Source organism: Streptomyces viridochromogenes DSM 40736, from assembly GCF_000158955.1.
Lineage (GTDB): Bacteria > Actinomycetota > Actinomycetes > Streptomycetales > Streptomycetaceae > Streptomyces > Streptomyces venetus.
In genome coordinates this window covers 4,788,908-4,812,691 of the sequence record NZ_GG657757.1, presented here as the reverse complement: position 1 = coordinate 4,812,691, position 23,784 = coordinate 4,788,908, and the positions used below count along the sequence as shown (strand labels likewise).

Below are 23,784 nucleotides of genomic sequence, written 5' to 3'. Positions count from 1 at the left end.
TCATGAGTACGACCCTACGCAGCCCGAGGCCCCGCCCCACGACGGAGTGGCCTTCCTCACTCGGGACTACCCCTTAGTCGGGGCTACCCCTTCGCCCCCGAAGCCCCCGAAGCCCCTGGAGTCCCCGAACCCCCCGGAGCCCCGGGCGCGCCCTTCGGAGCCGGGGCGGGCCGGCCCGCGAGGAAGGACGCCCACCCCTGCTTCGGCGCCTCGCCGACCTTCAGCGTGCGCAGCCTCGCCACCGTCCTCGGGTCCTGGGCGTCCAGCCAGTCCGCCAGCTGGCGGAACGACACACAGCGCACCTCCTCCTTGGTGCACACCGTCTCGATGACCTCCTCGACGGCCCGCATGTAGGTGCCGCCGTTCCAGGACTCGAAGTGGTTGCCGATGATCAGAGGCGCGCGGTTGCCGTGGTAGGCCCGGTGGAAGCCCCTCAGCAGACCGTCGCGCATCTGGTCACCCCAGAAGTCGTGCTTGGCGGGGTTGCCCTGGGTGTCGGTGCCCGACTGGTTGACCATGAAGTTGTAGTCCATGCTCAGCTGCTCGTAGGAGTGGCCGGGGAACGGCACGAGCTGCATGGACAGGTCCCACAGGCCGCGTTTCCTGCCGGGCCAGACCTGGTCGTTGACGCCACTGGTGTCGTAGCGGAAGCCCAGGTCTCCGGCCGCCCTGATGAAGTTCCGCCGGCCCTCCAGGCAGGGCGTGCGGGCGCCGATGAGTTCCTTGTCGTAGTCGAAGGGCAGCGGCGACACGTTCTTCATGCCGGCGTTGGTCTTCCAGGTCTTCACGAACTGCTTGGCCTGGGTGATCTCGTCCTTCCACTCCTTCACCGACCACTCGCCGACCCCGCCGCCGCTGCCGCAGAAGTGACCGTTGAAGTGGGTGCCGATCTCGTTGCCCTCCAGCCAGGCCAGGCGCAGCTGCCGCACGGTGGCGGCGATGCCGCGGCGGTCGTTGAAGCCGATGTCGGAGCGGCCCGGCGAGTGCTGTGGCGGGCGGTACAGGTCGCGCTTGTCCTCCGGCAGCATGTACACACCGCTCAGGAAGTACGTCATGGTCGCGTTGTTCTCCTTGGCGACCTTGCGGAAGTGCGAGAACAGCTTCTGGCTGTCCTCGCCGGCGCCGTCCCAGGAGAAGACGACGAACTGGGGCGGCTTCTGGCCGGGCCGCAGCCGCTCGGGTCTGGGCAGGTGGGGCTGGGCGCCGGTGTAGGCGGTGGAGCCGTCTCCGATCAGGCGGACCAGGCTCTGCGGCGCCTGGGCCGGCTTCGGCTTCCGCGGGGCGGGGGCCTCCTGCCGGGACGTGCCGGTCGCGCAGCCGGCGAGCGATACGGCGCAGACCGCGGCGATCACGGAGCCCGCGGCGATCCTGTGGGTGGCCATGTGTCGCCCACCTTCTTCCGTCTCTCGGGTGCGACAACGCCGCCAAATTCGCACGAGACGAAGAAGGAATTAGTAAGACAAGCCGATGAAATAGCCACTTCACTCTTGAGAGTGACTTAGTAACCCATTTGCCCGTAAAGTCTATGCTTGGCCTTTACTCTGCATTACGATCCGTTTACTGAGCGTTGATTCATCCCGCCGATTTACGCCGTGACCCACGGCCGCGACCGAACCCCCGCCCCGAGCGGGACCCCCACGTCACGCGACCGCGCAGCCCCGGAGGAGACGGGAAACCATGTCAGCCTGCGTCCCCACACGCGCCGCCGATCCGAACCTGACCGAGCGCACCCATCCACCCCACAGCCCGCCGCCGAGCGGCCCCCGCCGATTCCGGATCGCGGGTGCCGACGTGTCGGCCTCGATCGCGGTCTTCCTGATCGCCCTGCCCCTGTCCCTGGGCATCGCCCTGGCCACCGGCGCGCCCCTCCAGTCCGGCCTCGTCGCCGCCGCTGTGGGCGGGCTCGTCGCCGGACGGATCGGCGGCTCCCCACTCCAGGTGAGCGGGCCGGCCGCCGGACTCACCGTCGTCACCGCCGACCTCATCCAGCGCTACGGTTGGCGGACGACCTGTGCCATCACGGTCCTCGCCGGCCTCGCCCAACTCGGCCTGGGCTGCCTGCGCGTGGCGCGTGGCGCCCTCGCCGTCAGCCCCGCCATCGTGCACGGCATGCTCGCCGGGATCGGCGTCACCATCGCCGTCGCCCAGCTGCACATCGTGCTCGGCGGCACACCCCAGAGCTCCGTGCCCGACAACCTGCGCTCCCTGCCCGCCCAGTTGGCGCACATGCGCCCCTCGGCCGTGTCGGTGAGCCTGCTGACGCTGGCGCTGCTGCTGCTCTGGCCGAGACTGCCCGGCCGGGCCGGGCGCCTGCTGCGCAAGGTCCCGGCGGCACTCGTCGCCGTCGCCGGAGCCACCGCGGCCGCCGCCCTCGCCGGCCTCCGCCTGCCCAAGGTCGACCTGCCGTCCTGGAGCAACCACGCCCTGGCCGGACTGCCCGAGGGCCCCGGACTCGGCCTCGTCGCCGCGGTGCTCACCATCACGCTGGTGTGCAGTGTGCAGTCGCTGCTCGGCGCGGTCGCCGTGGACAAGCTGGTGGCCGGCCGGCCGGGCCTGTCCGCCCGCGTCGGGCGCTCCGACCTCGACCGCGAACTGCTGGGCCAGGGCGCCGCCAACATCGTCTCCGGATCGCTCGGCGGGCTGCCCATCGCCGGTGTCGCCGTACGCAGTTCGGCGAATGTGAACTCGGGCGCGGTCAGCCGGAACTCCACGATGCTGCACGGCGTTCTCGTAGTGATCGCCGCGCTGCTGATGGTCCCGATCCTGGAGCTCATCCCGCTCGCCTCACTCGCCGCCCTGGTGATGGCCGTCGGCATCCAGATGGTGTCCCTCCACCACATCCGTACGGTGACGCGCCACCGCGAAGTCTGGGTCTACGCCGTCACGACCCTCGGCGTCGTCTTCCTCGGCGTCCTCCAGGGCGTGGCGCTCGGCATCGCCATGGCGGTCGGCGTCGCCCTGCACCGCCTCACCCGCACCCGCATCACGCACGAGGAGAGGGAAGGAGTCCATCACGTACACGCCAGAGGACAGTTGACGTTCCTCGCGGTGCCACGGCTGAGCCGGGCCCTGCATCTCGTACCCCACGGCACCGACACGGTCGTCGAGCTGGACGGTTCGTTCATGGACCACGCGGCGTACGAGACCTTGCAGGACTGGCAGAAGACGCACACCGCGCAGGGAGGCACGGTCGAGATCGCAGGCAGACACCCCGGCACGCGCATCTCCGAGCCCCACGCCTCCACCGGCTGCCGTTGCCGGCCCTGGACGCCCTGGCGCAACCACCAGTGCGAACGCCCCCAGTCCGCTCTCCCCTCCGGTAACGCCCCGGACGGGACGGACCGCTCCGAGCCGGACCCGACGGGCACCGGCACCGCCGGCGGGCACGAACTGGCGCGTGGCATCAGCGCGTTCCAGCGCAACACCGCGCCCCTGGTACGCGGCGAGCTGGCCCGGCTGGCCCGCGAAGGGCAGCAGCCTTCGCAGCTCTTCCTGACCTGCGCCGACTCACGACTGGTCACGTCGATGATCACCTCCAGTGGTCCGGGCGACCTGTTCGTGGTGCGCAACGTGGGCAACCTCGTCCCACGGCCGGGGGAGGAGAGCGGCGACGACTCGGTGGCGGCCGCGATCGAGTACGCCGTGGACGTGCTCCAGGTGCGGTCCATCACGGTGTGCGGACACTCGGGGTGCGGGGCCATGCAGGCGCTGCTCAGCTCCGAGCCCGGCGGTGCGCAGACACCGCTCAAGCGGTGGCTCCGGCACGGACTGCCCAGCCTGGAGCACATGGGCGACGGCAGCCGGCAGCCGACCCGGCTGGGCGGACGCCCGCCCGCCGACTCGGTCGAGCAGCTCTGCCTGACCAACGTGGTCCAGCAGTTGGAGCACCTGCGTGCCCACGACTCGGTCGCCCGCGCCCTGCGGGAGGGCGAGCTGGAACTGCACGGCATGTACTTCCACGTGGGCGAGGCCCAGGCCTACCTGCTCACCGAGGTGGACGGGGACCGGGTGTTCGACCACGTACGGGAGGCCGGCCAGCCGGCGTGAGCGTGGAGCCCGCCGCACGGCAGCCGTCGGGTGCGGGCCCGCACCCGACGGCCCCTGTCCAGGGCCGATCAGGCGTAGGCGAGCGGCGACCCCCGTCCGCCGCCCGCCCCCGCCTCAGCCTCAACCCGAGCCCTGGAACTCCGACTCAGCCCAGGTACTCCGACTCGCAGGTCTTGATCTTGCCCTTGACCGCGTAGAACGTCTCGCTGTTGAGGCCGGGCTTGCCGTCCTTGCGGCTGGTGTTCTCGATGCCCAGGGAGTCGCCCGGGTGCAGGGTGACCCGCCAGTTGCGGTGGAAGGCCGGGTCGGTGGGCCCGCCGACGGGGACGGAGCCTTCCTCGGGCGGCCCGCCGATGAACGCCCGCGTCACGCTGCCCGCCGGCATCGTGCCGCGTGGCTGCGCGCATACGTGACCGAAGGGGAGGTTGTCGATGGTCACGTGAATGCCCTCGGCACGCAGGCGTTCGGCCAGTTGCCGCTGGGATTTCTCACCTATGGCGATCTTCGTGAGGGTGAGTGTGACGCTGCCGTCTCGGTGCCGCTCCACCGCGTACGCCGGGGATTCGGCCGGTGACCCCGGCACGAGCACCAGCACCAGGCCGGTCATGGCACAGGCACCCGCGGCCAGGGCGAGCCGCCGCCCCGTGAGCACCCCCGTGAGCACCCCCGCGAACGGGGAGCGGCGCGGAGCGGCCGCCTCGGCGGGAACGGCGGCCCCGCGCACCTCGATCTCATGCTGCAGCTCGGCCAGCAGCCGGTCCTCGAACGTGGTCTTCGTGGTCATGCCTCTCCTCCGGTTCCTCCGGCTCCGCCGGTGACGTACGACAGGGACGGGCGGGGCGGGGTCTCCGTCGTCGGATCCGCCTCCGCCCGCAGGGCCTTGCGGGCCCGGTGCAGCCGCACCCGGGCCGTGACCTGGCGGATGCCGAGCGCTGCGGCGGCCTCGGTGACCGTGAGCTGGTCCACGGCGACGAGTTCGACGACGGCCCGTTCACCGTCCGGCAGCCGCTCCAGCGCGGCCAGCGCCCGGCGTCCCGGGCTCTCGGCGTCGAGCTTGTCCTCCAGCCGCGCGATGTCGTCGGGCTCCAGCCGCCGCCGCCCCGAGATACGGAGGTCACGCGCCGTCTCACGGGCGACCCGGCGGCGCTCGGAGGAGACGACGTTGCGCGCGATGCCGTACAGCCAAGCCCGTTCGTCGCCCCGGCCGGGGCGATAGGTGTGGGCGGAGTCGAGGGCCGCGAGGAAGACCTCGGCGGTCAGGTCCGCCACCGTGTGGACGTCGGCGACACGCCGGGCCACGAAAGACATCACGGCGTCCACGTGGCGCCGGTAGAACTCTTCGAAGAGCTGGGGGTCGTGGGCCGCCGCTGCGGGCCCGCCCCGTATGCCGTCCACTCGCCTGTCCTTTCGTCGGTGGCCTTCACCTGTAATTGGGTCGGCGTGTGAAGGGCGTTACAGAGGCTGAACCCTGTCCGGTCGGCGTCCGTGGGTAGGAATGACCGGGTCCCCGCGCGCCACGGGCGGGCGGCCTGCGTAAACACCCCGCAAAGAGGTCTAAACCAATAATCCGTCCGGCCTTGTCATCGGACGGCCCGGTCTGATGAGCTGTGGCACGGGACACAGCGGACAACCCTGAGAACGGGAGATGTCGTGAGCAACGAAAGCCTGGCCAACCTCTTGAAGGAAGAGCGCAGGTTCGAACCCCCCGCCGACCTGGCCGCGAACGCCAACGTCACCGCGGAGGCGTATGAACAGGCCAAGGCTGACAGGCTCGGCTTCTGGGCCGAGCAGGCCCGTCGGCTGACCTGGGCCAAGGAGCCCACCGAGACCCTCGACTGGTCGAACCCGCCGTTCGCCAAGTGGTTCAAGGACGGCGAACTCAACGTCGCCTACAACTGCGTCGACCGGCATGTGGAGGCCGGGCACGGCGACCGTGTCGCCATCCACTTCGAGGGCGAGCCCGGTGACAGCCGCGCGATCACCTACGCCGAGCTGAAGGACGAGGTCTCCCAGGCGGCCAACGCGCTGCTGGAGCTGGGAGTTCAGGCCGGTGACCGGGTCGCCGTCTACATGCCGATGATCCCCGAGACGGCGATCGCGATGCTGGCCTGCGCCCGCATCGGCGCCGCGCACTCGGTCGTCTTCGGCGGTTTCTCCTCCGACGCGCTCGCCACCCGCATCAAGGACGCCGACGCGCGCGTGGTCATCACCTCCGACGGCGGCTACCGGCGTGGCAAGCCGTCCGCGCTGAAGCCGGCCGTGGACGAGGCGGTGGAGAAGGCGGGCATCGTCGAGCACGTCCTGGTCGTGCGCCGCACGGGCCAGGAGGTCGACTTCGCCGAGGGCCGCGACGTCTGGTGGCACGACGTCGTCGGGCGGCAGAGCGCGGAGCACACCCCGCAGGCGTTCAACGCCGAGCACCCGCTGTTCATCCTCTACACCTCGGGCACCACGGGTAAGCCGAAGGGCATCCTGCACACCTCCGGCGGCTACCTCACCCAGACCGCCTACACCCACGACGCCGTCTTCGACCTCAAGCCGGAGACCGACGTGTACTGGTGCACCGCCGACGTCGGCTGGGTCACCGGCCACTCGTACATCGTCTACGGGCCGCTGGCGAACGGCGCGACGCAGGTCATGTACGAGGGCACGCCCGACACGCCGCACCAGGGCCGCTTCTGGGAGATCGTGCAGAAGTACGGCGTGACGATCCTCTACACCGCGCCGACCGCGATCCGTACGTTCATGAAGTGGGGCGACGACATCCCCGCCAAGTTCGACCTGTCCAGCCTGCGGGTGCTGGGGTCGGTGGGCGAGCCGATCAACCCCGAGGCGTGGATCTGGTACCGCAAGAACATCGGCGGCGACCGCACCCCGGTCGTCGACACCTGGTGGCAGACCGAGACCGGCTCGATGATGATCACCCCGCTGCCGGGCGTGACCGCGACGAAGCCCGGCTCGGCGCAGACGCCGCTGCCCGGCATCTCCGCGACCGTCGTCGACGACGAGGCGAACGAGGTGCCGAACGGCGGGGGCGGCTACCTGGTGCTGACCGAGCCGTGGCCGTCGATGCTGCGCACCATCTGGGGCGACGACCAGCGGTTCATCGACACCTACTGGTCGCGCTTCGAGGGCAAGTACTTCGCGGGTGACGGCGCCAAGAAGGACGACGACGGCGACATCTGGCTGCTCGGCCGGGTCGACGACGTCATGCTCGTCTCCGGCCACAACATCTCCACCACGGAGGTCGAGTCCGCGCTCGTCTCCCACCCCTCGGTCGCCGAGGCGGCCGTGGTGGGTGCGGCGGACGAGACGACGGGGCAGGCGATCGTCGCGTTCGTGATCCTGCGCGGGACGGCCGCCGAGACCGAGGACCTGGTCGCCGAGCTGCGCAACCACGTCGGCAACAGCCTCGGCCCGATCGCCAAGCCCAAGCGGGTCCTGCCGGTGGCCGAGCTGCCCAAGACCCGCTCCGGCAAGATCATGCGCCGGCTGCTGCGGGACGTCGCCGAGAACCGCCAGCTCGGTGACGTCACCACGCTGACGGACTCCACGGTCATGGACCTGATCCAGACGAAGCTGCCGGCCGCGCCCAGCGAGGACTGATCAGGCATAGCGCACCAGGCGAAGGGCACCCGGCGGACAGCACGCCGGGTGCCCTTGTGGCGCCCGTGGTGAGGACCGTCGCGTGCGCCCAGCCCTACGTTTACCTAAACTAAGCAAAACAACTGCTCCATGGTGCGCCGGGAAGTCTGGTCGGCATGCGTTCAGCCCTGCCCACCGACCGGAGGTCTTCCCCGTGACCGCGCCCCGCCCCAGCACCCCCCGCAAGGTCCTCGCCCGGCTGTCACTGCCGGAGCGGACCTACGTGGCGGACGCGCTGCGCACCGAGACCGTCGGCGGAGTGCTGCTGCTCGCCGCGGCGGTCACCGCGCTGCTCTGGGCGAACATCCCGGCGCTCCACGACAGCTACGAGAGCGTCTCCCACTTCCACCTGGGGCCCGCCGCCCTCGGCCTCGACCTGTCGGTGGCGCACTGGGCCGCCGACGGACTGCTGGCGCTCTTCTTCTTCGTCGCCGGGATCGAGCTCAAGCGTGAGCTCGTCGCGGGTGACCTGCGTGATCCGAAGGCCGCCGCGCTCCCGGTCGTCGCCGCCCTCTGCGGCATGGCCGTACCGGCGCTCGTCTACACCGTCACCGGCGTCATCGGCGGTGGCTCCCTGGCCGGCTGGGCGGTGCCCACCGCCACCGACATCGCCTTCGCGCTCGCCGTGCTCGCGGTCATCGGCACCTCCCTGCCGAGCGCGCTGCGGGCCTTCCTGCTCACGCTCGCCGTCGTCGACGACCTCTTCGCGATCCTGATCATCGCGGTGTTCTTCACCGCCGACCTGAACTTCGCCGCGCTCGGCGGCGCCGTGGCGGGCCTGGTCGTCTTCTGGCTGCTGCTGCGCAAGGGCGTACGCGGCTGGTACGTCTACGTGCCGCTCGCGCTCCTCATCTGGGCACTGATGTACAACAGCGGCATCCACGCCACCATCGCCGGTGTCTCCATGGGCCTGATGCTGCGCTGCCACCGCCACGAGGGCGAGGACCAGTCCCCCGGCGAGCACATCGAGCACCTCGTACGGCCCCTGTCGGCGGGTCTGGCCGTACCGCTGTTCGCGCTGTTCAGCGCCGGCGTCACCGTCTCCAGCGGGGCGCTCACCGATGTGTTCACCCAGCCCGAGACGCTGGGCGTCGTGCTCGGACTCGTCGTCGGCAAGGCCCTCGGCATCTTCGGCGGGACCTGGCTGACGGCCCGTTTCACCCGGGCCTCGCTCAGCGACGACCTCGCCTGGGCGGACGTGTTCACGGTGGCGAGTCTCGCCGGTATCGGCTTCACCGTCTCGCTGCTCATCGGCGAACTCGCCTTCGAGGGTGACCAGACCATGACCGACGAGGTCAAGGCCGCCGTCCTGCTGGGCTCCCTCATCGCCGCGACACTCGCGACCGTGCTGCTGAAGATACGGAACGCCAAGTACCGCCGACTGTGGGAGGCCGAGGAGCGCGACGAGGACCACGACGGCATCCCGGACGTCTACGAGGAGGACGACCCGGCGTACCACCTGCGCCTGGCCGCCCTCTACGACCGCAAGGCCGCCGAACACCGCCGGATCGCCCAGGAGAAGGCGGCTACGCGGCACGGGCTTGCCGAAGTACCGGGCGGGGCAGGCGAGGACCACCACCGTCCGGCATGATCTGACGAGACGGTACAAAAGACGGGACCGTACGCAGTCAGGCCGTACGCAGTCGGACGACCGCGGCCGGTCAGGACAAGACGCGAAAATCGGACCGTACGTAGAAGAGCAGAAGAGGGAGACCGCGATGAGCGCACCCGACGGCAGCCCGGTCGGCGCCGAACGCACCATCGGCCAGCTGTTCGCCTCGGCGACGGCGGAGATGTCGGCGCTGGTGCACGACGAGATCGCGCTGGCCAAGGCGCAGCTCAAGCAGGACGTCAAACGCGGCGCGACCAGCGGCGGCGCCTTCTCGATGGCCGGCGCGGTACTGATCTTCTCCCTGCCGATGCTGAACTTCGCGCTGGCGTACGGCATCCGGACCTGGAGCGACTGGAACCTCGCGATCTGCTTCCTGCTCTCCTTCGCGGCGAACGTGCTGGTCGCCGTCGTGCTGGCGCTGATCGGCGTGGTCTTCGCGAAGAAGGCCAAGAAGAGCAAGGGCCCGCAGAAGGTCGCCGCCTCGATGAAGGAGACCGCGGGCGTCCTGCAGAAGGCCAAGCCGCACCCGCGCCCGGAGCTCGCCCAGGACCGGGTCCCCGAGGCCATCGAGGCTGTGGCACGCTCATCGTCATGACGGACCCCGCCACTCCCCCGGCACAACCCCCTTCGGCCGTACTCCTGGACGGACCCTGGAGCCACCGCGACGTCGCCGCCAACGGCGCGCGTTTCCACATCGCCGAGCTGGGCGACGGGCCGCTGGTGCTGCTGCTGCACGGCTTCCCGCAGTTCTGGTGGACCTGGCGGCACCAGCTGGTGGCACTCGCCGACGCGGGTTTCCGGGCCGTCGCCATGGACCTGCGGGGCGTCGGGGGCAGCGACCGCACTCCGCGCGGCTACGACCCCGCCAACCTCGCGCTCGACGTCACCGGCGTCATCCGTTCCCTCGGCGAGCCGGACGCCGCGCTGGTCGGCCACGACCTGGGCGGATACCTCGCGTGGACGGCGGCCGCGATGCGCCCCAAGCTGGTGCGGCGGCTGGCGGTCGCGTCCATGCCGCACCCGCGGCGCTGGCGCTCGGCCATGCTGCGGGACGTCAAGCAGACGCGCGCCGGTTCACACATCTGGGGGTTCCAGCGGCCCTGGATCCCGGAGCGGCAGCTCACCGCCGACGACGGGGCGCTCGTGGCCGACCTGATCCACGACTGGTCGGGGCCGCGCCCGCCCGAGGACGAGGCGCTCGACAACTACCGCCGCGCCATGTGCATCCCCTCCGCGGCGCACTGCGCGGTCGAGCCGTACCGCTGGATGGTGCGCTCCCTGGCCCGCCCGGACGGCATCCAGTTCAACCGCCGCATGAAGCGGCCCGTGCGCGTGCCGACGCTTCACCTGCACGGCTCGCTCGACCCCGTGATGCGCACCCGCAGCGCGGCGGGCTCCGGCGAGTACGTCGAAGCGCCCTACCGCTGGCGCCTGTTCGACGGTCTCGGCCACTACCCGCACGAGGAGGACCCGGTCGCGTTCTCCTCGGAGCTCATCAACTGGCTGAAGGATCCCGAACCCGATCGGTGACCGCGTGAGCGCGTCCCGTGTCCGCAGGTGAACGCTTGTCCGACGCACGGCCGCATGCCCGGCCAATTGCCTGGCGCATAGGCCAATTGGAGGCGCCGGGAGCGGTTATCGACCATGGGGCGGGGGCACACGTCGGGGTATGGGCTGGACGCACGACTACAGTGACGCAAGCCGCAATCGCCGCTCGGCGGGCGGTGCGAACCCCCACCAGAGAAGCGGCGCACCGCAGATGGTGACCGCGGATCCCAGGGTGGGTATTCCGCGTATCCTCCGCCGCCGGGCCCGCTGGGTCTCCGTACGTCTGCGCCACACACGCGACTGAGGCGCCACCCGTGTGAGTGACGCCCCGGCCATCCTTCTCCAGGACCGCTCCTAGAGGGCGCAGCTGTCGCTGTCCACCTGCTGGTTGGCGGTGCGCCCCTTGGTGATGTCGTTCTGGATCTCGTCCGCGGTGAGCGCGTAGCCCGTCTCGGCGTCGTCGAGGGACTTGGCGAACACCACGCCGTAGACCTTGCCGTCGGGCGTGAGCAGCGGGCCGCCGGAGTTGCCCTGGCGGACGTTGGCGAAGAGGGAGTAGACATCGCGGCGGACCGTGCCGCGGTGGTAGATGTCGGGGCCGTTGGCCGTGATGCGGCCACGCACGCGTGCGGCGCGCACGTCGTACGCCCCGTTCTCCGGGAAGCCCGCGACGATCGCGCCGTCCCCGCTGTTCGCGTCTTCCTTGGTGAACCGCAGCACGGGCGCCTTGATGTCCGGCACGTCGAGTACGGCGATGTCGCGCCGCCAGTCGTAGAGCACGACCCTCGCGTCGTACTTCCTGCCCTCGCCGCCTATCTGCACGGTCGGCTCGTCGACGCCACCCACCACGTGCGCGTTGGTCATCACTCGGCGGTCGGAGAAGACGAAGCCGGTGCCCTCCAGGACCTTGCCGCAGCTCGGGGCCGTGCCCATGACCTTGACGATGGAGCGCTGGGCACGACTCGCCACGGGGCTGTTCGCCAGGGCCGGGTCCGGGGGCTGGACGTCGGTGATCGGCTCGTTCGAGAACGGGCTGAAGACCTGCGGGAAGCCGTTCTGCGCGAGGACGGAGGAGAAGTCCGCGAACCACGTGGCGGCTTGGTCGGGCAGCGTCTGGGAGACGCCGAGGAGCACCTTGGAGTTGCGGACCTCCTTGCCGAGCGTCGGCAGTGTGGTGCCCGCGAGGGCGGAGCCGATCAGCCAGGCGACCAGGAGCATCGCCACGACGTTGACCAGGGCGCCGCCGGTGGCGTCGAGGGCCCGGGCCGGGGACCAAGTGATGTACCGGCGGAGCTTGTTGCCGAGGTGGGTGGTGAGGGCCTGGCCGACGGAGGCGCAGACGATGACGACGACGACCGCGATGACGGCTGCTGTCGTGTTCACCTCCGCGTTGTCCGTGAGCGCGTCCCAGATGACGGGCAGCACGTAGACCGCGACGAGGCCACCGCCCAGGAAGCCGATCACCGACAGGATGCCGACGACGAAGCCCTGGCGGTACCCGACGACCGCGAACCACACGGCGGCGACCAGCAACAAGATGTCCAGCACGTTCACGGAGGCCACCCTGTCATGCGCGCCAGTCGAGCGGGACCTGCTTCTCGCGGTCCCAGGGCCGCTCCCAGCCCGCGTAGTGCAGCAGCCGGTCGATGATTCCGGCCGTGAAACCCCAGACAAGGGCGGATTCGACCAGAAATGCCGGACCTCGGTGGCCGCTTGGGTGGACGGTGGTGGCACGGTTCGCGGGATCAGTGAGATCCACCACGGGGACGGTGAAGACCCTGGCGGTCTCGTTGGGATCGACGACCCCGACGGGGGTGGGCTCCCGCCACCAGCCCAGGACCGGGGTGACGACGAAGCCGCTGACCGGGATGTACAGCCTGGGCAGCACGCCGAAGAGCTGGACGCCGGAGGGGTCGAGCCCGGTCTCCTCCTCGGCCTCGCGCAGGGCGGCGCGCAACGGGCCGTCGCCCCGCGGGTCGCCGTCCTCCGGGTCGAGGGCGCCGCCGGGGAACGAGGGCTGGCCGGCATGGGAACGCAGCGAGCTCGCGCGCTCCATGAGCAGCAGCTCCGGCCCGCGCTCGCCCTCCCCGAAGAGGATCAGCACGGCGGACTGGCGCCCCGCACCGTCCTCCGGCGGCAGGAAGCGGCTCAACTGCGTCGGCCGCACCGTCTCGACGGCGTGTACGACCGGGTCCAGCCAGGCGGGCAGCCCCTCCTTGGTGACCGTCACCCGGCCGCCCTGTGTGTTGCTCGTACGCGTCATCGCCACCCCCGTCGTCCTGCCGCGTCCAACGTCCGGCGCGCCCGAGATCGTTCCGGCGGCCGCCGAAACCCACCGTTCGGGCGGTCCTCCCGGCCCCCTCGCCCGGTCTCTTGGCCCCCTCGCCCGGCCTCCCGGCCGCCTCGCCACGTCATCCGGCCCCCAGCGGCGGCGCCGGCTTGCCGCCCGCGTCCAGGTACGCCTGTGGGGGGTTCAGGCGCTGGCCGGGGAAACCGCCCTTCTCGTACTTGAGCAGTTTCTTCGCCTTCTCCGGGTCGGTCTCGCCCTCGCCGTACGCGGGGCAGAGGGGCGCGATGGGGCAGGCGCCGCACGCGGGCTTGCGGGCGTGGCAGATACGGCGGCCGTGCCAGATCACGTGGTGCGAGAGGTCCGTCCAGTCGCTCTTCGGGAAGAGCGCGCCAATGGCGGCCTCGATCTTGTCCGGGTCGGTCTCGCCGGTCCACTGCCAGCGGCGCACCAGGCGCTGGAAGTGCGTGTCCACCGTGATGCCGGGGCGGCCGAAGGCGTTGCCGAGCACGACGAAGGCGGTCTTGCGGCCGACGCCGGGCAGCTTGACCAGGTCCTCCAGCCGGTCGGGGACCTCACCGCCGAAGTCCTCCACCAGGGCCTTGGACAGCCCTATGACCGACTTCGTCTTGGCCCGGAAGAAGCCGCACGGGCGGAGGATCTCCTCCACGTCCTCCGGGTTGGCCGCGGCCAGGTCCTCCGGGGTCGGGTACCTGGCGAAGAGAGCGGGTGTCGTCTGGTTGACGCGCAGGTCGGTGGTCTGGGCGGACAGGACTGTCGCGACCACCAGCTGGAAGGGGTTGGTGAAGTCCAGCTCGGGGTGGGCGTACGGGTAGACCTCGGCGAGCTCGCGGTTGATACGGCGGGCCCGGCGGACGAGGGCGGTGCGCGACTCGCCGCCCGGCGGATGGACGACGGTCCTGGCGGGGGCGGTGCCCTTGATGCGGGCAGTGGCCTTCTTGGTCGCGACGGTGACCTTCTTCGCGGCGGGAGCCTTCTTCACGGCAGGGGCCTTCTTCACGGACGCCGAGGCCTCCTTGGCAGCGGACGCCACCCGCTTGGAGGACGCCGCCTTCTTGGCAGCGGATTCCGCCCGCTTCGAGGACGCGGCCTTCTTGCCGGTTGCCTTCTTGGCGGGCGCCTTCCTGGCAGGCGCCTTCTTGGCGACGGACGCGGCCTTCTTCGCCGCAGCCGGTCTCCTGGCAGCAGCCGGCTTCTTCGCGGCAGCCGGTTTCTTCGCGGCAGCCGACTCCCCGGAGGCCGTCTGCCCCGTGGGCGCCGCCTCCTCTGTCGCTTTCGCGGTTTTCCTACCGCCATCGGGGATCTGTTCGCCCACAGCGGAATCGCGACGTACAACCACCCGCGCAGCCCCCTCGGCCTGTGCTCTCACCGGCGATTTGGACACCCGGCCAGCCTAAGCCCCGGCACCGACATCCGGCCCGGCCCCCGAAGATCGGCGCCCAATTGGACCCCTGCCGCGTACCCCGGGACATGTGTGCGGCATCCTTGTGACAGATCACACTGTTTGGACCGTCCGGAAAAACGGGCACCTCGGTGCCTTGGTACGCGGGGGATCAAGCTCCCCTGAGCAGGTCGACAAGGAGAGAACTCGTGGACGACGTTCTGCGGCGCAATCCGCTCTTCGCGGCGCTCGACGACGAGCAGGCCGCGGAGCTCCGCGCCTCCATGAGTGAGGTGACCCTCGCGCGCGGTGACGCCCTGTTCCATGAAGGCGACCCGGGTGACCGCCTCTACGTGGTCACCGAGGGCAAGGTCAAGCTCCACCGCACATCCCCCGACGGCCGCGAGAACATGCTGGCCGTGGTCGGCCCCGGCGAGCTCATCGGCGAGCTGTCGCTGTTCGACCCGGGCCCGCGCACCGCGACCGCCACCGCGCTGACCGAGGTCAAGCTGCTCGGTCTCGGCCACGGCGACCTCCAGCCCTGGCTGAACGTCCGCCCCGAGGTGGCCACGGCGCTGCTGCGTGCCGTCGCGCGCCGGCTGCGCAAGACCAACGACGCGATGTCCGACCTCGTGTTCTCGGACGTCCCGGGCCGTGTCGCCCGCGCCCTGCTGGACCTGTCCCGCCGGTTCGGCGTGCAGTCCGAGGAGGGCATCCACGTCGTCCACGACCTCACGCAGGAGGAGCTGGCCCAGCTGGTCGGCGCGTCCCGTGAGACGGTCAACAAGGCCCTGGCGGACTTCGCCCAGCGCGGCTGGCTGCGCCTGGAGGCCCGCGCGGTGATCCTCCTGGACGTGGAACGCCTCGCCAAGCGCTCGCGCTGACGGGCACACCCCCGCCAGTACGTCATCGGGCCCTGTCCCCCACTCGGGACGGGGCCCGACGTCGTACCCGGGTGCCCGGCACGGTCAGATGAGCCCGTGCTCCTCCAGGTAGTCCAGCTGGGCCCGGACCGACAGCTCGGCCGCCGGCCACAGGGAGCGGTCCACGTCGGCGTAGACGTGGGCGACGACGTCGGCAGGGCTGCGGTAGCCGTCCTCGACGGCGGTCTCCACCTGGGCGAGGCGGTTGGCGCGGTGGGCGAGGTAGTACTCGACGGCGCCCTGGGCGTCCTCCAGGACCGGTCCGTGGCCCGGGAGCACCGTGTGGACGCCGTCGTCGACCGTGAGGGAGCGCAGGCGCCGCAGGGTGTCCAGGTAGTCGCCGAGGCGGCCGTCGGGGTGGGCCACGACCGTCGTGCCGCGGCCGAGGATCGTGTCGCCGGTCAGCACCGCCCGGTCCGCCGGGAGGTGGAAGGAGAGGGAGTCGGCGGTGTGGCCGGGGGTCGGTACGACCCTCAGCTCAAGACCGCCGGTGGTGATGACGTCCCCCGCGGCCAGGCCCTCGTCGCCCAGCCGCAGCGCCGGATCGAGGGCACGCACGCGCGTGCCGGTCAGTTCGGCGAAACGGGCGGCGCCCTCCGCGTGGTCGGGGTGGCCGTGGGTCAGCAGGGTCAGGGCGACCCGTTTGCCGGCCTGCTCGGCCGTGGCGACGACGTGGCGCAGGTGCCCGTCGTCCAGCGGGCCCGGGTCGACCACCACGGCCAGGTCCGAGTCCGGCTCGGCCAGGAGCCACGTGTTGGTGCCGTCCAGGGTCATCGCGGACGGGTTGGGCGCGAGGACGTTGACGGCCCGTGCGGTGGCAGGGCCCGAGAGGACCCCGCCGCGGGGCTGTCCGGGAAGGGCTGCTGCGTCCGTCATGCGGTGGCTCCACCGGTCGGGAGGGTCGGGACGTGCTTGGTGAACTCGTCGTGCCCCGGCCAGGACAGCACGATCTCGCCGTCCTCCAGGCGGGCGGTGGCCAGCACGGGCGTGAGGTCACGCCCGGGGGCGGCCGCGAGCGCCCCGGCGGCGCTGTCGTACTCCCCCAGCTGGCGCAGGGTCGCGATCGTCGGCGGCATCATCAGCAGCTCGCCCTTGTCGTAGCCGGACGCCGCCTCGCCCGGGGCGATCCACACCGTGCGGTCCGCCTCCGTGGAGGCGTTGCGGGTGCGCTGCCCGTCCGGCAGGGCGGCCACGAAGAACCAGGTGTCGTAGCGGCGGGACTCGAACTCCGGGGTGATCCAGCGGGTCCAGGCGCCGAGCAGGTCGGAGCGCAGCACCAGGCCGCGGCGGTCCAGGAACTCCGCGAAGGACAGGTCCCGGGCGACCAGGGCGGCCCGGTCGGCCTCCCAGTCGGCGCCGGTGGTGTCGCCGACGACCGAGTCGGGTGTGGGACCGGCGAGCAGCACGCCCGCCTCCTCGTACGTCTCCCGGACGGCCGCGCAGACGATCGCCTGGGCCGCCCTCTCGTCGACGCCGAGCCGCTCGGCCCACCACGCGCGCGTGGGGCCCGCCCAGCGGACCTGGTGGTCGTCGTCCCGGGGGTCGACGCCGCCGCCCGGATACGCGTACGCGCCTCCGGCGAAGGCCATGGAGGCGCGTCTGCGCAGCATGTGGACGGCGGGGCCCGTGCCGGTGTCCTTCAGGAGCATGACGGTGGCCGCGCGTTTCGGGGTGACCGGGGTGAGGGTGCCGGCCGCGAGTGCGCGGATGCGGTCCGGCCACTCAGGGGGGTACCACTGACCGTTCGCCATGGGCGCGAGGCTATCTGGTGACGGGCGGATGTTCGAGTGGCCCCCGGGACGGACTCCGCAGCTAGGGCCCACTGAGGGGCCCTGAAGGATCCTGTGCGGGCTCGCGGGGTCCTACGCGAGCTCCACCTGGATCTCGACCTCCACCGGCGCGTCCAGCGGCAGCACCGCCACGCCCACCGCGCTGCGCGCGTGCACGCCCTTGTCGCCGAGGACCTCGCCGAGCAGCTCGCTCGCGCCGTTCAGCACCGCGGGCTGGCCCGTGAAGTCCGAGGCCGAGGCCACAAAGCCCACGACCTTCACCACGCGCGCGATGCGGTCCAGGTCACCGGCGACGGACTTGACGGCGGCCAGGGCGTTCAGCGCGCAGGTACGCGCCAGCTCCTTGGCCTCCTCCGGGGTGACCTCCGCGCCGACCTTGCCGGTGAGCGGCAGCTTGCCCTCCACCATCGGGAGCTGGCCGGCGGTGTAGACGTACGGTCCGGACTGCACGGCCGGCTGGTACGCGGCGAGCGGCGGGACCACGTCGGGCAGGGTCAGGCCCAGCTCGGCCAGCTTCGCCTCGACGGCGCCCATTACTGCTTCTCCCGCTTCAGGTAGGCCACGAGCTGCTCGGGGTTGTTCGGCCCGGGCACGACCTGGACGAGCTCCCAGCCGTCCTCGCCCCAGGTGTCCAGAATCTGCTTCGTGGCGTGGACGAGCAGCGGCACGGTTGCGTATTCCCACTTGGTCATGCGGCCGACTTTAGCCCCTGCCCGGGAGGGGTCACGCAGCCGACCGGGCACCGGTTGTCCACAGCCTCCCGCGTAGCCCGGGCGCGGACTGGTTAGGCTCGAATACGTGAGCAGGCTCCAGGTCGTCAGCGGCAAGGGCGGTACCGGTAAGACCACGGTGGCCGCCGCCCTAGCGCTTGCCCTGGCCACGGAGGGGAAGCGGACGCTTCTCGTCGAGGTCGAGGGCCGTCAGGGCATCGCGCAGCTCTTCGAAACGGAAGCGCTGCCTTATGAGGAGCGGAAGATCGCCGTCGCTCCAGGTGGCGGGGAGGTGTATGCCCTCGCCATCGACCCCGAACTGGCCCTTCTGGACTACCTCCAGATGTTCTACAAGCTGGGGAGTGCCGGACGGGCCCTGAAGAAACTCGGCGCGATCGACTTCGCCACCACCATCGCGCCCGGCCTGAGGGACGTACTCCTCACCGGCAAGGCGTGCGAGGCGGTGCGCCGCAAGGACCGCAGCGGGCGGTTCGCGTACGACTACGTCGTCATGGACGCCCCGCCCACCGGGCGCATCACGCGGTTCCTCAACGTCAACGACGAGGTCGCGGGCCTCGCCAAGATCGGCCCGATACACAATCAGGCACAGGCCGTGATGCGGGTGCTGAAGTCGCCGGAGACGGCCGTGCATCTGGTGACACTGCTGGAGGAGATGCCCGTCCAGGAGACCGTGGACGGCATCGCCGAGCTGCGTTCGGCGCGGCTGCCGGTGGGCCGGATCATCGTGAACATGACCCGGCCCGAGGTGTTGGACGCGACCGACCTGGAACTCGTACGGACGGTCCCGCGTTCCACTGTCGCGCGGTCCCTGTCGTCCGCCGGACTCGGCGGGGCGCGGCGCGGCGGGCACGCCGAGCGGCTGGTGGACCCGCTGCTCACCCAGGCCGAGGAGTACGCCGAGCGGTACACGCTGGAGCACGACCAGCGTGCGGTACTCGCCGAGCTGGGGCTGCCCCTGCACGAACTGCCGCTGTTCGCCGAAGGCATGGATCTGGCGGGGCTGTACGCGCTGGCCCGCGCACTGCGCGAGCAGGGCGTGTCATGAGCCGGCGTGTCGGGCGCGCAGCGGGCCCCGGCGGAACACGCGGGCAAGACCCGTCATGAGTCGGAAGCAGGGGATGTCATGAGTCGGATGCACAGGCAAGACCCGTCATGAGCCGAAAGCACAGGCAAGGCCCGTCATGAGTCGGAAGCAGGGGATGTCATGAGTCGTCCGGACCCGGCCCACACACACGACCCGGCCCGCCCTCTGGCACCCGCGCGTGTGCTCGACGTCGATCCGCTGCTGGCGGACCCGAAGACCCGGATCGTGGTCTGCTGCGGCTCGGGCGGCGTCGGCAAGACCACGACCGCCGCCGCCCTGGGGCTGCGCGCGGCCGAGCGGGGCCGCAAGGTCGTCGTCCTCACCATCGACCCGGCCCGCCGGCTCGCCCAGTCCATGGGCATCGACTCGCTCGACAACACTCCGCGTCGGGTGAAGGGCATCGACGACTCCGCGGGCGGCGAGCTGCACGCGATGATGCTCGACATGAAGCGCACCTTCGACGAGATCGTCGAGGCGCACGCGGACTCCGAGCGGGCGGCCACGATCCTGGGCAACCCCTTCTACCAGTCGCTCTCGGCGGGCTTCGCGGGCACGCAGGAGTACATGGCGATGGAGAAGCTCGGGCAGCTTCGGGCCCGGGACGAGTGGGACCTGATCATCGTCGACACCCCGCCGTCCCGCTCGGCGCTGGACTTCCTGGACGCGCCGAAGCGGCTCGGGTCGTTCCTGGACGGCCGGTTGATCCGGCTGCTGACGGCACCGGCGAAGCTGGGCGGCCGGGCCGGGATGAAGTTCCTGAACGTCGGGATGTCGATGATGACCGGCACCCTCGGCAAGCTGCTCGGCGGCCAGCTCCTCAAGGACGTCCAGACGTTCGTGTCCGCGATGGACACGACCTTCGGCGGGTTCCGCACCCGCGCGGACGCCACGTACAAGCTGCTCCAGGCGCCCGGCACGGCGTTCCTCGTGGTCGCGGCCCCGGAGCGGGACGCGCTGCGCGAGGCCGCGTACTTCGTGGAGCGGCTGGCCGCGGAGGACATGCCGCTCGCCGGTCTCGTCCTCAACCGGGTCCATGGCAGCGGCGCCGACGGCCTGTCGGCCGAGCGGGCGCTCGCCGCCGCGGAAAATCTTGAGGACGCCCGCATTGTGGATCAGGAGGACGGGAAAGCTGGACTTCGTAACTCTCCCGACACGTACGGCAGTTCAGACTCTTCCACGTCGGAAGCACCAGCTCACGACCGTGCCGAGGCTCCCGCTCCTGAAGGTGGCTCCCCCGCCGAGGACGCAGCGCACGCCGAGGACGCCGAGCGGTCCGTCGACCAGCTCACGGCAGGCCTGTTGAGGCTGCACGCCGAGCGGATGCAGCTGCTCTCCCGTGAGCAGCGCACGCGTGACCGCTTCACCGCGCTCCACCCCGAGGTGGCCGTGACGGAAGTGGCCGCACTGCCCGGCGACGTGCACGACCTCACGGGACTGCGCGACATCGGCGACCGGCTCGCGGCGGACGAGCGCGAGCTGCCCGACCCCGCCGAAGACTCCGACCTGCCCGAGGCGAGTGCCTGAGGGCAACCGTCCCCGGCGCAACTGGCGACGGTGAAGGGCCCGTCGAGGGCCCTGCCAGCCGTGGAGTACCGGCGCCAGCCGTGGAGTACCCGGCGCCAGCCGTGGAATGTCCAGCGCCGGCCGTGGAGTTCCCGGCGGGAACCCCTCAGCTCACCGCCGCGTAGTTCTCGTAGATCTCGTCGTCGTCGAGGGGCACGATCCCCGTGCCGCGCTCGTACTCCGAGCGCGCGGTCTCCAGCAGCCGGCGCCAGGAGGTCACCGTGGGCCGCCTGCGCAGCAGTGCGCGGCGCTCCCGCTCCGTCATGCCTCCCCACACGCCGAACTCGACGCGATTGTCCAGCGCGTCGGCCAGGCACTCCGTCCGCACCGGGCATCCGGTGCACACCGCCTTGGCCCTGTTCTGCGCTGCTCCTTGAACGAACAGTTCATCCGGATCGGTAGTGCGGCAGGCCGCCTGCGCACTCCAGTCGGTTACCCAGCCCATACCGGCGCCGTCCTCTCCCGAATCGAGGCTCCCCCACGGCGGCAGCGGCATATTCACCGCCGCCAGTTGAGGACGTTACGGAAGGTGGGCACAGCGCAACACCCCCAACGGGCCCAATCTTGAATGGCCCGAACGGACTATGGGTAAGCGGCAGATCACCCGGGGGAGTGAGCTGGCGACATACGTGACCTTCCCGGCAAACCGGGACAGTTCAGTTGCGTCACAACGGACGCCGTATGACACACAAGGCGGATTCGGACACGACCCCAACAAAAAAGTTGGGGAACACCCAGAACGATTCGGGGTCGCCGGACGTATTGATACGTGGCCTCACTGCTGTGACAGTTGAGAGCAGCTTAGGCCAATGCCTATACGCCTGTCCGGCGAATGAGAACGTAGGCTGCCCTCATGCCAAAGAAGCGCTCGGGCGGTGGTCTGTCACCCACGCAGCAGGCCGCCAAGTTCCTCGGTGTCAGTGTTCTGGCGGGGGCCGTGCTGGCCGGCATCGCGCTGCCCGCGGTGGGCGCGCTGGGGCTGGCGGCGAAGGGATCGGTCGAGAGCTTCGACGAGCTCCCGGTGAACATGAAGACCCCGCCGCTGAGCCAGCGCACCTCGATCCTCGACGCCGACGGCGGCCAGATCGCCACGGTGTACTCGCGCGACCGCACGGTGGTCCCGCTCAAGGACGTCTCGCCGTCCATGCAGAAGGCGATCGTCGCGATCGAGGACGCGCGTTTCTACCAGCACGGCGCGGTCGACCTGAAGGGCGTCCTGCGGGCCCTCAACAAGAACGCGCAGACCGGCGGGGTCTCCGAGGGCGCCTCGACCCTGACACAGCAGTACGTGAAGAACGTCTTCGTCGAGGAGGCGGGCGACGACCCGACGAAGGTCGCGCAGGCCACCCAGCAGACCATCGGCCGCAAGATCCGCGAGCTCAAGTACGCGATCCAGGTCGAGGAGGAGCTCGGGAAGAAGAAGATCCTCGAGAACTACCTGAACATCACGTTCTTCGGCCAGCAGGCCTACGGTGTCGAGGCCGCCGCCCAGCGCTACTTCTCCAAGTCCGCCAAGGACCTGAACATCCAGGAGTCGGCCCTCCTCGCCGGCATCGTCCAGTCGCCCAGCCGGTACGACCCGGTCAACGACGAGGCCGAGGCCACCAAGCGCCGCAACACCGTGCTCCAGCGCATGGCCGCAGTCGGCGACATCTCCCGGGCACAGGCCTCGGAGGCGATGAAGGCACCGCTGGGCCTGAAGGTCAGCAAGCCCAAGAACGGCTGCATCACGGCGGTCAAGGGCGCGGGCTTCTTCTGCGACTACGTGCGCGAGGTCTTCCTGACCGACCCGGTCTTCGGCAAGACCAAGGAGGAGCGGGCGAAGGTCTGGAACCAGGGCGGCCTCACCATCCGCACCACCATGGACCCGCAGGCCCAGGACTCGGCCCAGCGGTCCATCAAGGACCACGTCTACAAGAGCGACGAGGTGGCGACCGCCGCCTCCATCGTCCAGCCCGGCACCGGCAAGATCCTCGCCATGGGCCAGTCGCGTCCGTACGGCTTCGGCAAGAACCAGACGCAGATCAACCTCTCCGTCAACGGCTCGATGGGCGGCGGCATGGGCTACCAGCCCGGCTCGACGTTCAAGCCGATCGTGGCCGCCGCGGCCCTCGAGGACGGCATGCCGGCGAACAAGGTCTACCCCTCGCCGTACCAGATGGCGTACCCGAGCCCGGTCTCCGCCTGTGACGGCAAGAGGTGGCTGAACGATCCCGACAACCCGGCCAAGCTCGAGAACGAGAACCGGTCGGAGGTCGGCCCGTACGACATGAAGGAAGCGACCGCCAAGTCGGTCAACACCTACTACGTGGAGATGATCAGCGACATCGGCATCTGCCCGGTGACGACGATGGCGAAGAAGATGGGCGTCGAGCGGGCCGACGGCCGCAAGATGGACCAGGCTCCGTCCATCGCCCTGGGCACCCAGGAGATGTCCCCGCTGACCATGGCGAACGCGTACGCGACCTTCGCCTCGCGCGGCATGTACTGCACGCCGGTCGCCATCGAGGCGGTAAGCCAGCGCGTCGGCGACGAGAAGAAGTCGCTGGAGGTGCCGAAGTCGACCTGCTCGCGCGCGATGTCGGAGAAGACGGCCGACACCATCAACACGCTGCTGAAGGGCGTCGTCGAGGACGGCACGGGTTCGAAGGCGGGTCTCGCCGGCCGTCCCAGCGCGGGCAAGACCGGTACGACGGACGAGCGTTACGCGGCCTGGTTCGTGGGCTACACGCCGAACATGGCCGGCGCGGTGTGGGTCGGTGACCCCGCCCACAAGCGGAAGATGTCCGGCATCACCATCGGCGGCCGGTCGTACGGCAAGGTCTTCGGTGGTGAGGTTCCCGGTCCGATCTGGCGCGACATGATGTCCGGCGCGCTGGAGGGCAAGCCCGTCGAGCAGTTCAACACGGTCCACATCCCCGACGGCATCAACCGGGACCGCAGGAACCGGGACGACGAAGACCGCGGCAACGGAGGCCGCGGCAACGACGACGGCGGCTTCATCGGCGGCCTGGTCGGCGGCAACAACACCGGCGGGGGCGGCGAGCCCAACCCGGCGCCCACCTTCTCCTTCCCGGAGGGCTTCTTCCGCGGACAGGACAACGGCGGCGGGAACGGCAACGGCGGGCGCTTCGGCTGAGCCGACGGTGTGA

General features: G+C 70.6%; 21 protein-coding genes. 10 read left to right on the top strand and 11 right to left on the bottom strand.

Annotated features, from left to right (window positions below; all coding sequences use genetic code 11):
* Window positions 1-83: 83 nt before the first annotated feature.
* Window positions 84-1,382, bottom strand: a complete 1,299-nt coding sequence (locus tag SSQG_RS21250; RefSeq protein ID WP_003991889.1) for a hypothetical protein — start codon at window positions 1,380-1,382, stop codon at window positions 84-86.
* A gap of 295 nt (window positions 1,383-1,677) precedes the next feature.
* Here SSQG_RS21250 and SSQG_RS21245 point away from each other — a divergent pair, with 295 nt between their 5' ends.
* Window positions 1,678-4,047, top strand: a complete 2,370-nt coding sequence (locus SSQG_RS21245) for a bifunctional SulP family inorganic anion transporter/carbonic anhydrase (protein ID WP_003991888.1) — start codon at window positions 1,678-1,680, stop codon at window positions 4,045-4,047.
* A gap of 145 nt (window positions 4,048-4,192) precedes the next feature.
* Here SSQG_RS21245 and SSQG_RS38255 read toward each other — a convergent pair whose 3' ends face one another.
* Together SSQG_RS38255 and SSQG_RS21235 are read right to left on the bottom strand one after the other, a co-directional pair.
* Window positions 4,193-4,831 (bottom strand): hypothetical protein, encoded by a 639-nt coding sequence (locus SSQG_RS38255; RefSeq protein WP_003991887.1) that lies wholly within the window; start codon window positions 4,829-4,831, stop codon window positions 4,193-4,195.
* Entirely contained in the window at window positions 4,828-5,442 is a 615-nt protein-coding gene (locus tag SSQG_RS21235) for an RNA polymerase sigma factor (RefSeq protein WP_003991886.1), read from the bottom strand. The genes SSQG_RS38255 and SSQG_RS21235 overlap by 4 nt, the downstream gene beginning before the upstream one ends.
* A 255-nt stretch (window positions 5,443-5,697) precedes the next feature.
* Between SSQG_RS21235 and acs the strand changes: the two genes are divergently transcribed.
* From acs to SSQG_RS42845, 5 genes are all read left to right on the top strand, one after another.
* Window positions 5,698-7,653: an acetate--CoA ligase gene (acs, locus tag SSQG_RS21230; RefSeq protein ID WP_003991885.1), complete on the top strand. Its 1,956-nt coding sequence runs from the start codon at window positions 5,698-5,700 to the stop codon at window positions 7,651-7,653.
* A gap of 193 nt (window positions 7,654-7,846) precedes the next feature.
* Complete coding sequence (gene nhaA, locus SSQG_RS21225; protein WP_003991884.1) at window positions 7,847-9,283, top strand: Na+/H+ antiporter NhaA; 1,437 nt, start codon at window positions 7,847-7,849, stop codon at window positions 9,281-9,283.
* 127 nt (window positions 9,284-9,410) lie between these two features.
* Complete coding sequence (locus tag SSQG_RS21220) at window positions 9,411-9,899, top strand: phage holin family protein (RefSeq protein ID WP_003991883.1); 489 nt, start codon at window positions 9,411-9,413, stop codon at window positions 9,897-9,899.
* Window positions 9,896-10,834 (top strand): alpha/beta fold hydrolase, encoded by a 939-nt coding sequence (locus tag SSQG_RS21215; protein ID WP_003991882.1) that lies wholly within the window; start codon window positions 9,896-9,898, stop codon window positions 10,832-10,834. Before SSQG_RS21220 ends, SSQG_RS21215 begins: the two co-directional genes overlap by 4 nt.
* Before the next feature lie 139 nt (window positions 10,835-10,973).
* A complete protein-coding gene (locus SSQG_RS42845; RefSeq protein ID WP_078506886.1) occupies window positions 10,974-11,156 on the top strand; it encodes a hypothetical protein in 183 nt (60 codons plus the stop codon).
* A gap of 50 nt (window positions 11,157-11,206) precedes the next feature.
* Here the strand turns inward: SSQG_RS42845 and SSQG_RS21210 are convergent, their stop codons facing one another.
* The 3 genes from SSQG_RS21210 to nth form a co-directional block, all read right to left on the bottom strand.
* Window positions 11,207-12,406, bottom strand: coding sequence for a MarP family serine protease (locus SSQG_RS21210; RefSeq protein WP_003991881.1), 1,200 nt, complete (start codon window positions 12,404-12,406; stop codon window positions 11,207-11,209).
* A gap of 13 nt (window positions 12,407-12,419) precedes the next feature.
* Window positions 12,420-13,115, bottom strand: a complete 696-nt coding sequence (locus SSQG_RS21205; protein WP_039935294.1) for an NUDIX hydrolase — start codon at window positions 13,113-13,115, stop codon at window positions 12,420-12,422.
* A gap of 148 nt (window positions 13,116-13,263) precedes the next feature.
* Window positions 13,264-14,475, bottom strand: a complete 1,212-nt coding sequence (gene nth, locus SSQG_RS21200) for an endonuclease III (RefSeq protein WP_244299199.1) — start codon at window positions 14,473-14,475, stop codon at window positions 13,264-13,266.
* Between the two features lie 275 nt (window positions 14,476-14,750).
* Between nth and SSQG_RS21190 the strand changes: the two genes are divergently transcribed.
* On the top strand, window positions 14,751-15,425 hold the full coding sequence (locus tag SSQG_RS21190; protein WP_003991877.1) for a Crp/Fnr family transcriptional regulator: 675 nt from the start codon (window positions 14,751-14,753) through the stop codon (window positions 15,423-15,425).
* A gap of 84 nt (window positions 15,426-15,509) precedes the next feature.
* Here the strand turns inward: SSQG_RS21190 and SSQG_RS21185 are convergent, their stop codons facing one another.
* From SSQG_RS21185 to SSQG_RS40400, 4 genes are all read right to left on the bottom strand, one after another.
* Window positions 15,510-16,340 carry an MBL fold metallo-hydrolase gene (locus tag SSQG_RS21185; RefSeq protein ID WP_003991876.1) on the bottom strand — a complete coding sequence of 277 codons (831 nt, stop codon included), beginning with the start codon at window positions 16,338-16,340 and terminating at the stop codon, window positions 15,510-15,512.
* A complete protein-coding gene (locus tag SSQG_RS21180; protein WP_003991875.1) occupies window positions 16,337-17,215 on the bottom strand; it encodes an NUDIX hydrolase in 879 nt (292 codons plus the stop codon). Before SSQG_RS21180 ends, SSQG_RS21185 begins: the two co-directional genes overlap by 4 nt.
* Window positions 17,216-17,326: 111 nt before the next feature.
* Window positions 17,327-17,788: a RidA family protein gene (locus SSQG_RS21175; RefSeq protein ID WP_003991874.1), complete on the bottom strand. Its 462-nt coding sequence runs from the start codon at window positions 17,786-17,788 to the stop codon at window positions 17,327-17,329.
* On the bottom strand, window positions 17,788-17,946 hold the full coding sequence (locus SSQG_RS40400) for a DUF4177 domain-containing protein (protein WP_003991873.1): 159 nt from the start codon (window positions 17,944-17,946) through the stop codon (window positions 17,788-17,790). The genes SSQG_RS21175 and SSQG_RS40400 overlap by 1 nt, the downstream gene beginning before the upstream one ends.
* A 106-nt stretch (window positions 17,947-18,052) precedes the next feature.
* On the opposite strand from SSQG_RS40400, the gene SSQG_RS21170 reads away from it, so the two are divergent.
* Both SSQG_RS21170 and SSQG_RS21165 read left to right on the top strand, forming a co-directional pair.
* On the top strand, window positions 18,053-19,030 hold the full coding sequence (locus SSQG_RS21170) for an ArsA family ATPase (RefSeq protein WP_003991872.1): 978 nt from the start codon (window positions 18,053-18,055) through the stop codon (window positions 19,028-19,030).
* Between the two features lie 159 nt (window positions 19,031-19,189).
* Complete coding sequence (locus tag SSQG_RS21165) at window positions 19,190-20,593, top strand: ArsA family ATPase (RefSeq protein WP_003991871.1); 1,404 nt, start codon at window positions 19,190-19,192, stop codon at window positions 20,591-20,593.
* Between the two features lie 145 nt (window positions 20,594-20,738).
* Here SSQG_RS21165 and wblA read toward each other — a convergent pair whose 3' ends face one another.
* Entirely contained in the window at window positions 20,739-21,077 is a 339-nt protein-coding gene (wblA, locus tag SSQG_RS41865; protein ID WP_039933291.1) for a transcriptional regulator WblA, read from the bottom strand.
* A gap of 408 nt (window positions 21,078-21,485) precedes the next feature.
* Between wblA and SSQG_RS21155 the strand changes: the two genes are divergently transcribed.
* Window positions 21,486-23,771 (top strand): transglycosylase domain-containing protein, encoded by a 2,286-nt coding sequence (locus SSQG_RS21155; RefSeq protein ID WP_003991869.1) that lies wholly within the window; start codon window positions 21,486-21,488, stop codon window positions 23,769-23,771.
* Window positions 23,772-23,784: the final 13 nt, after the last annotated feature.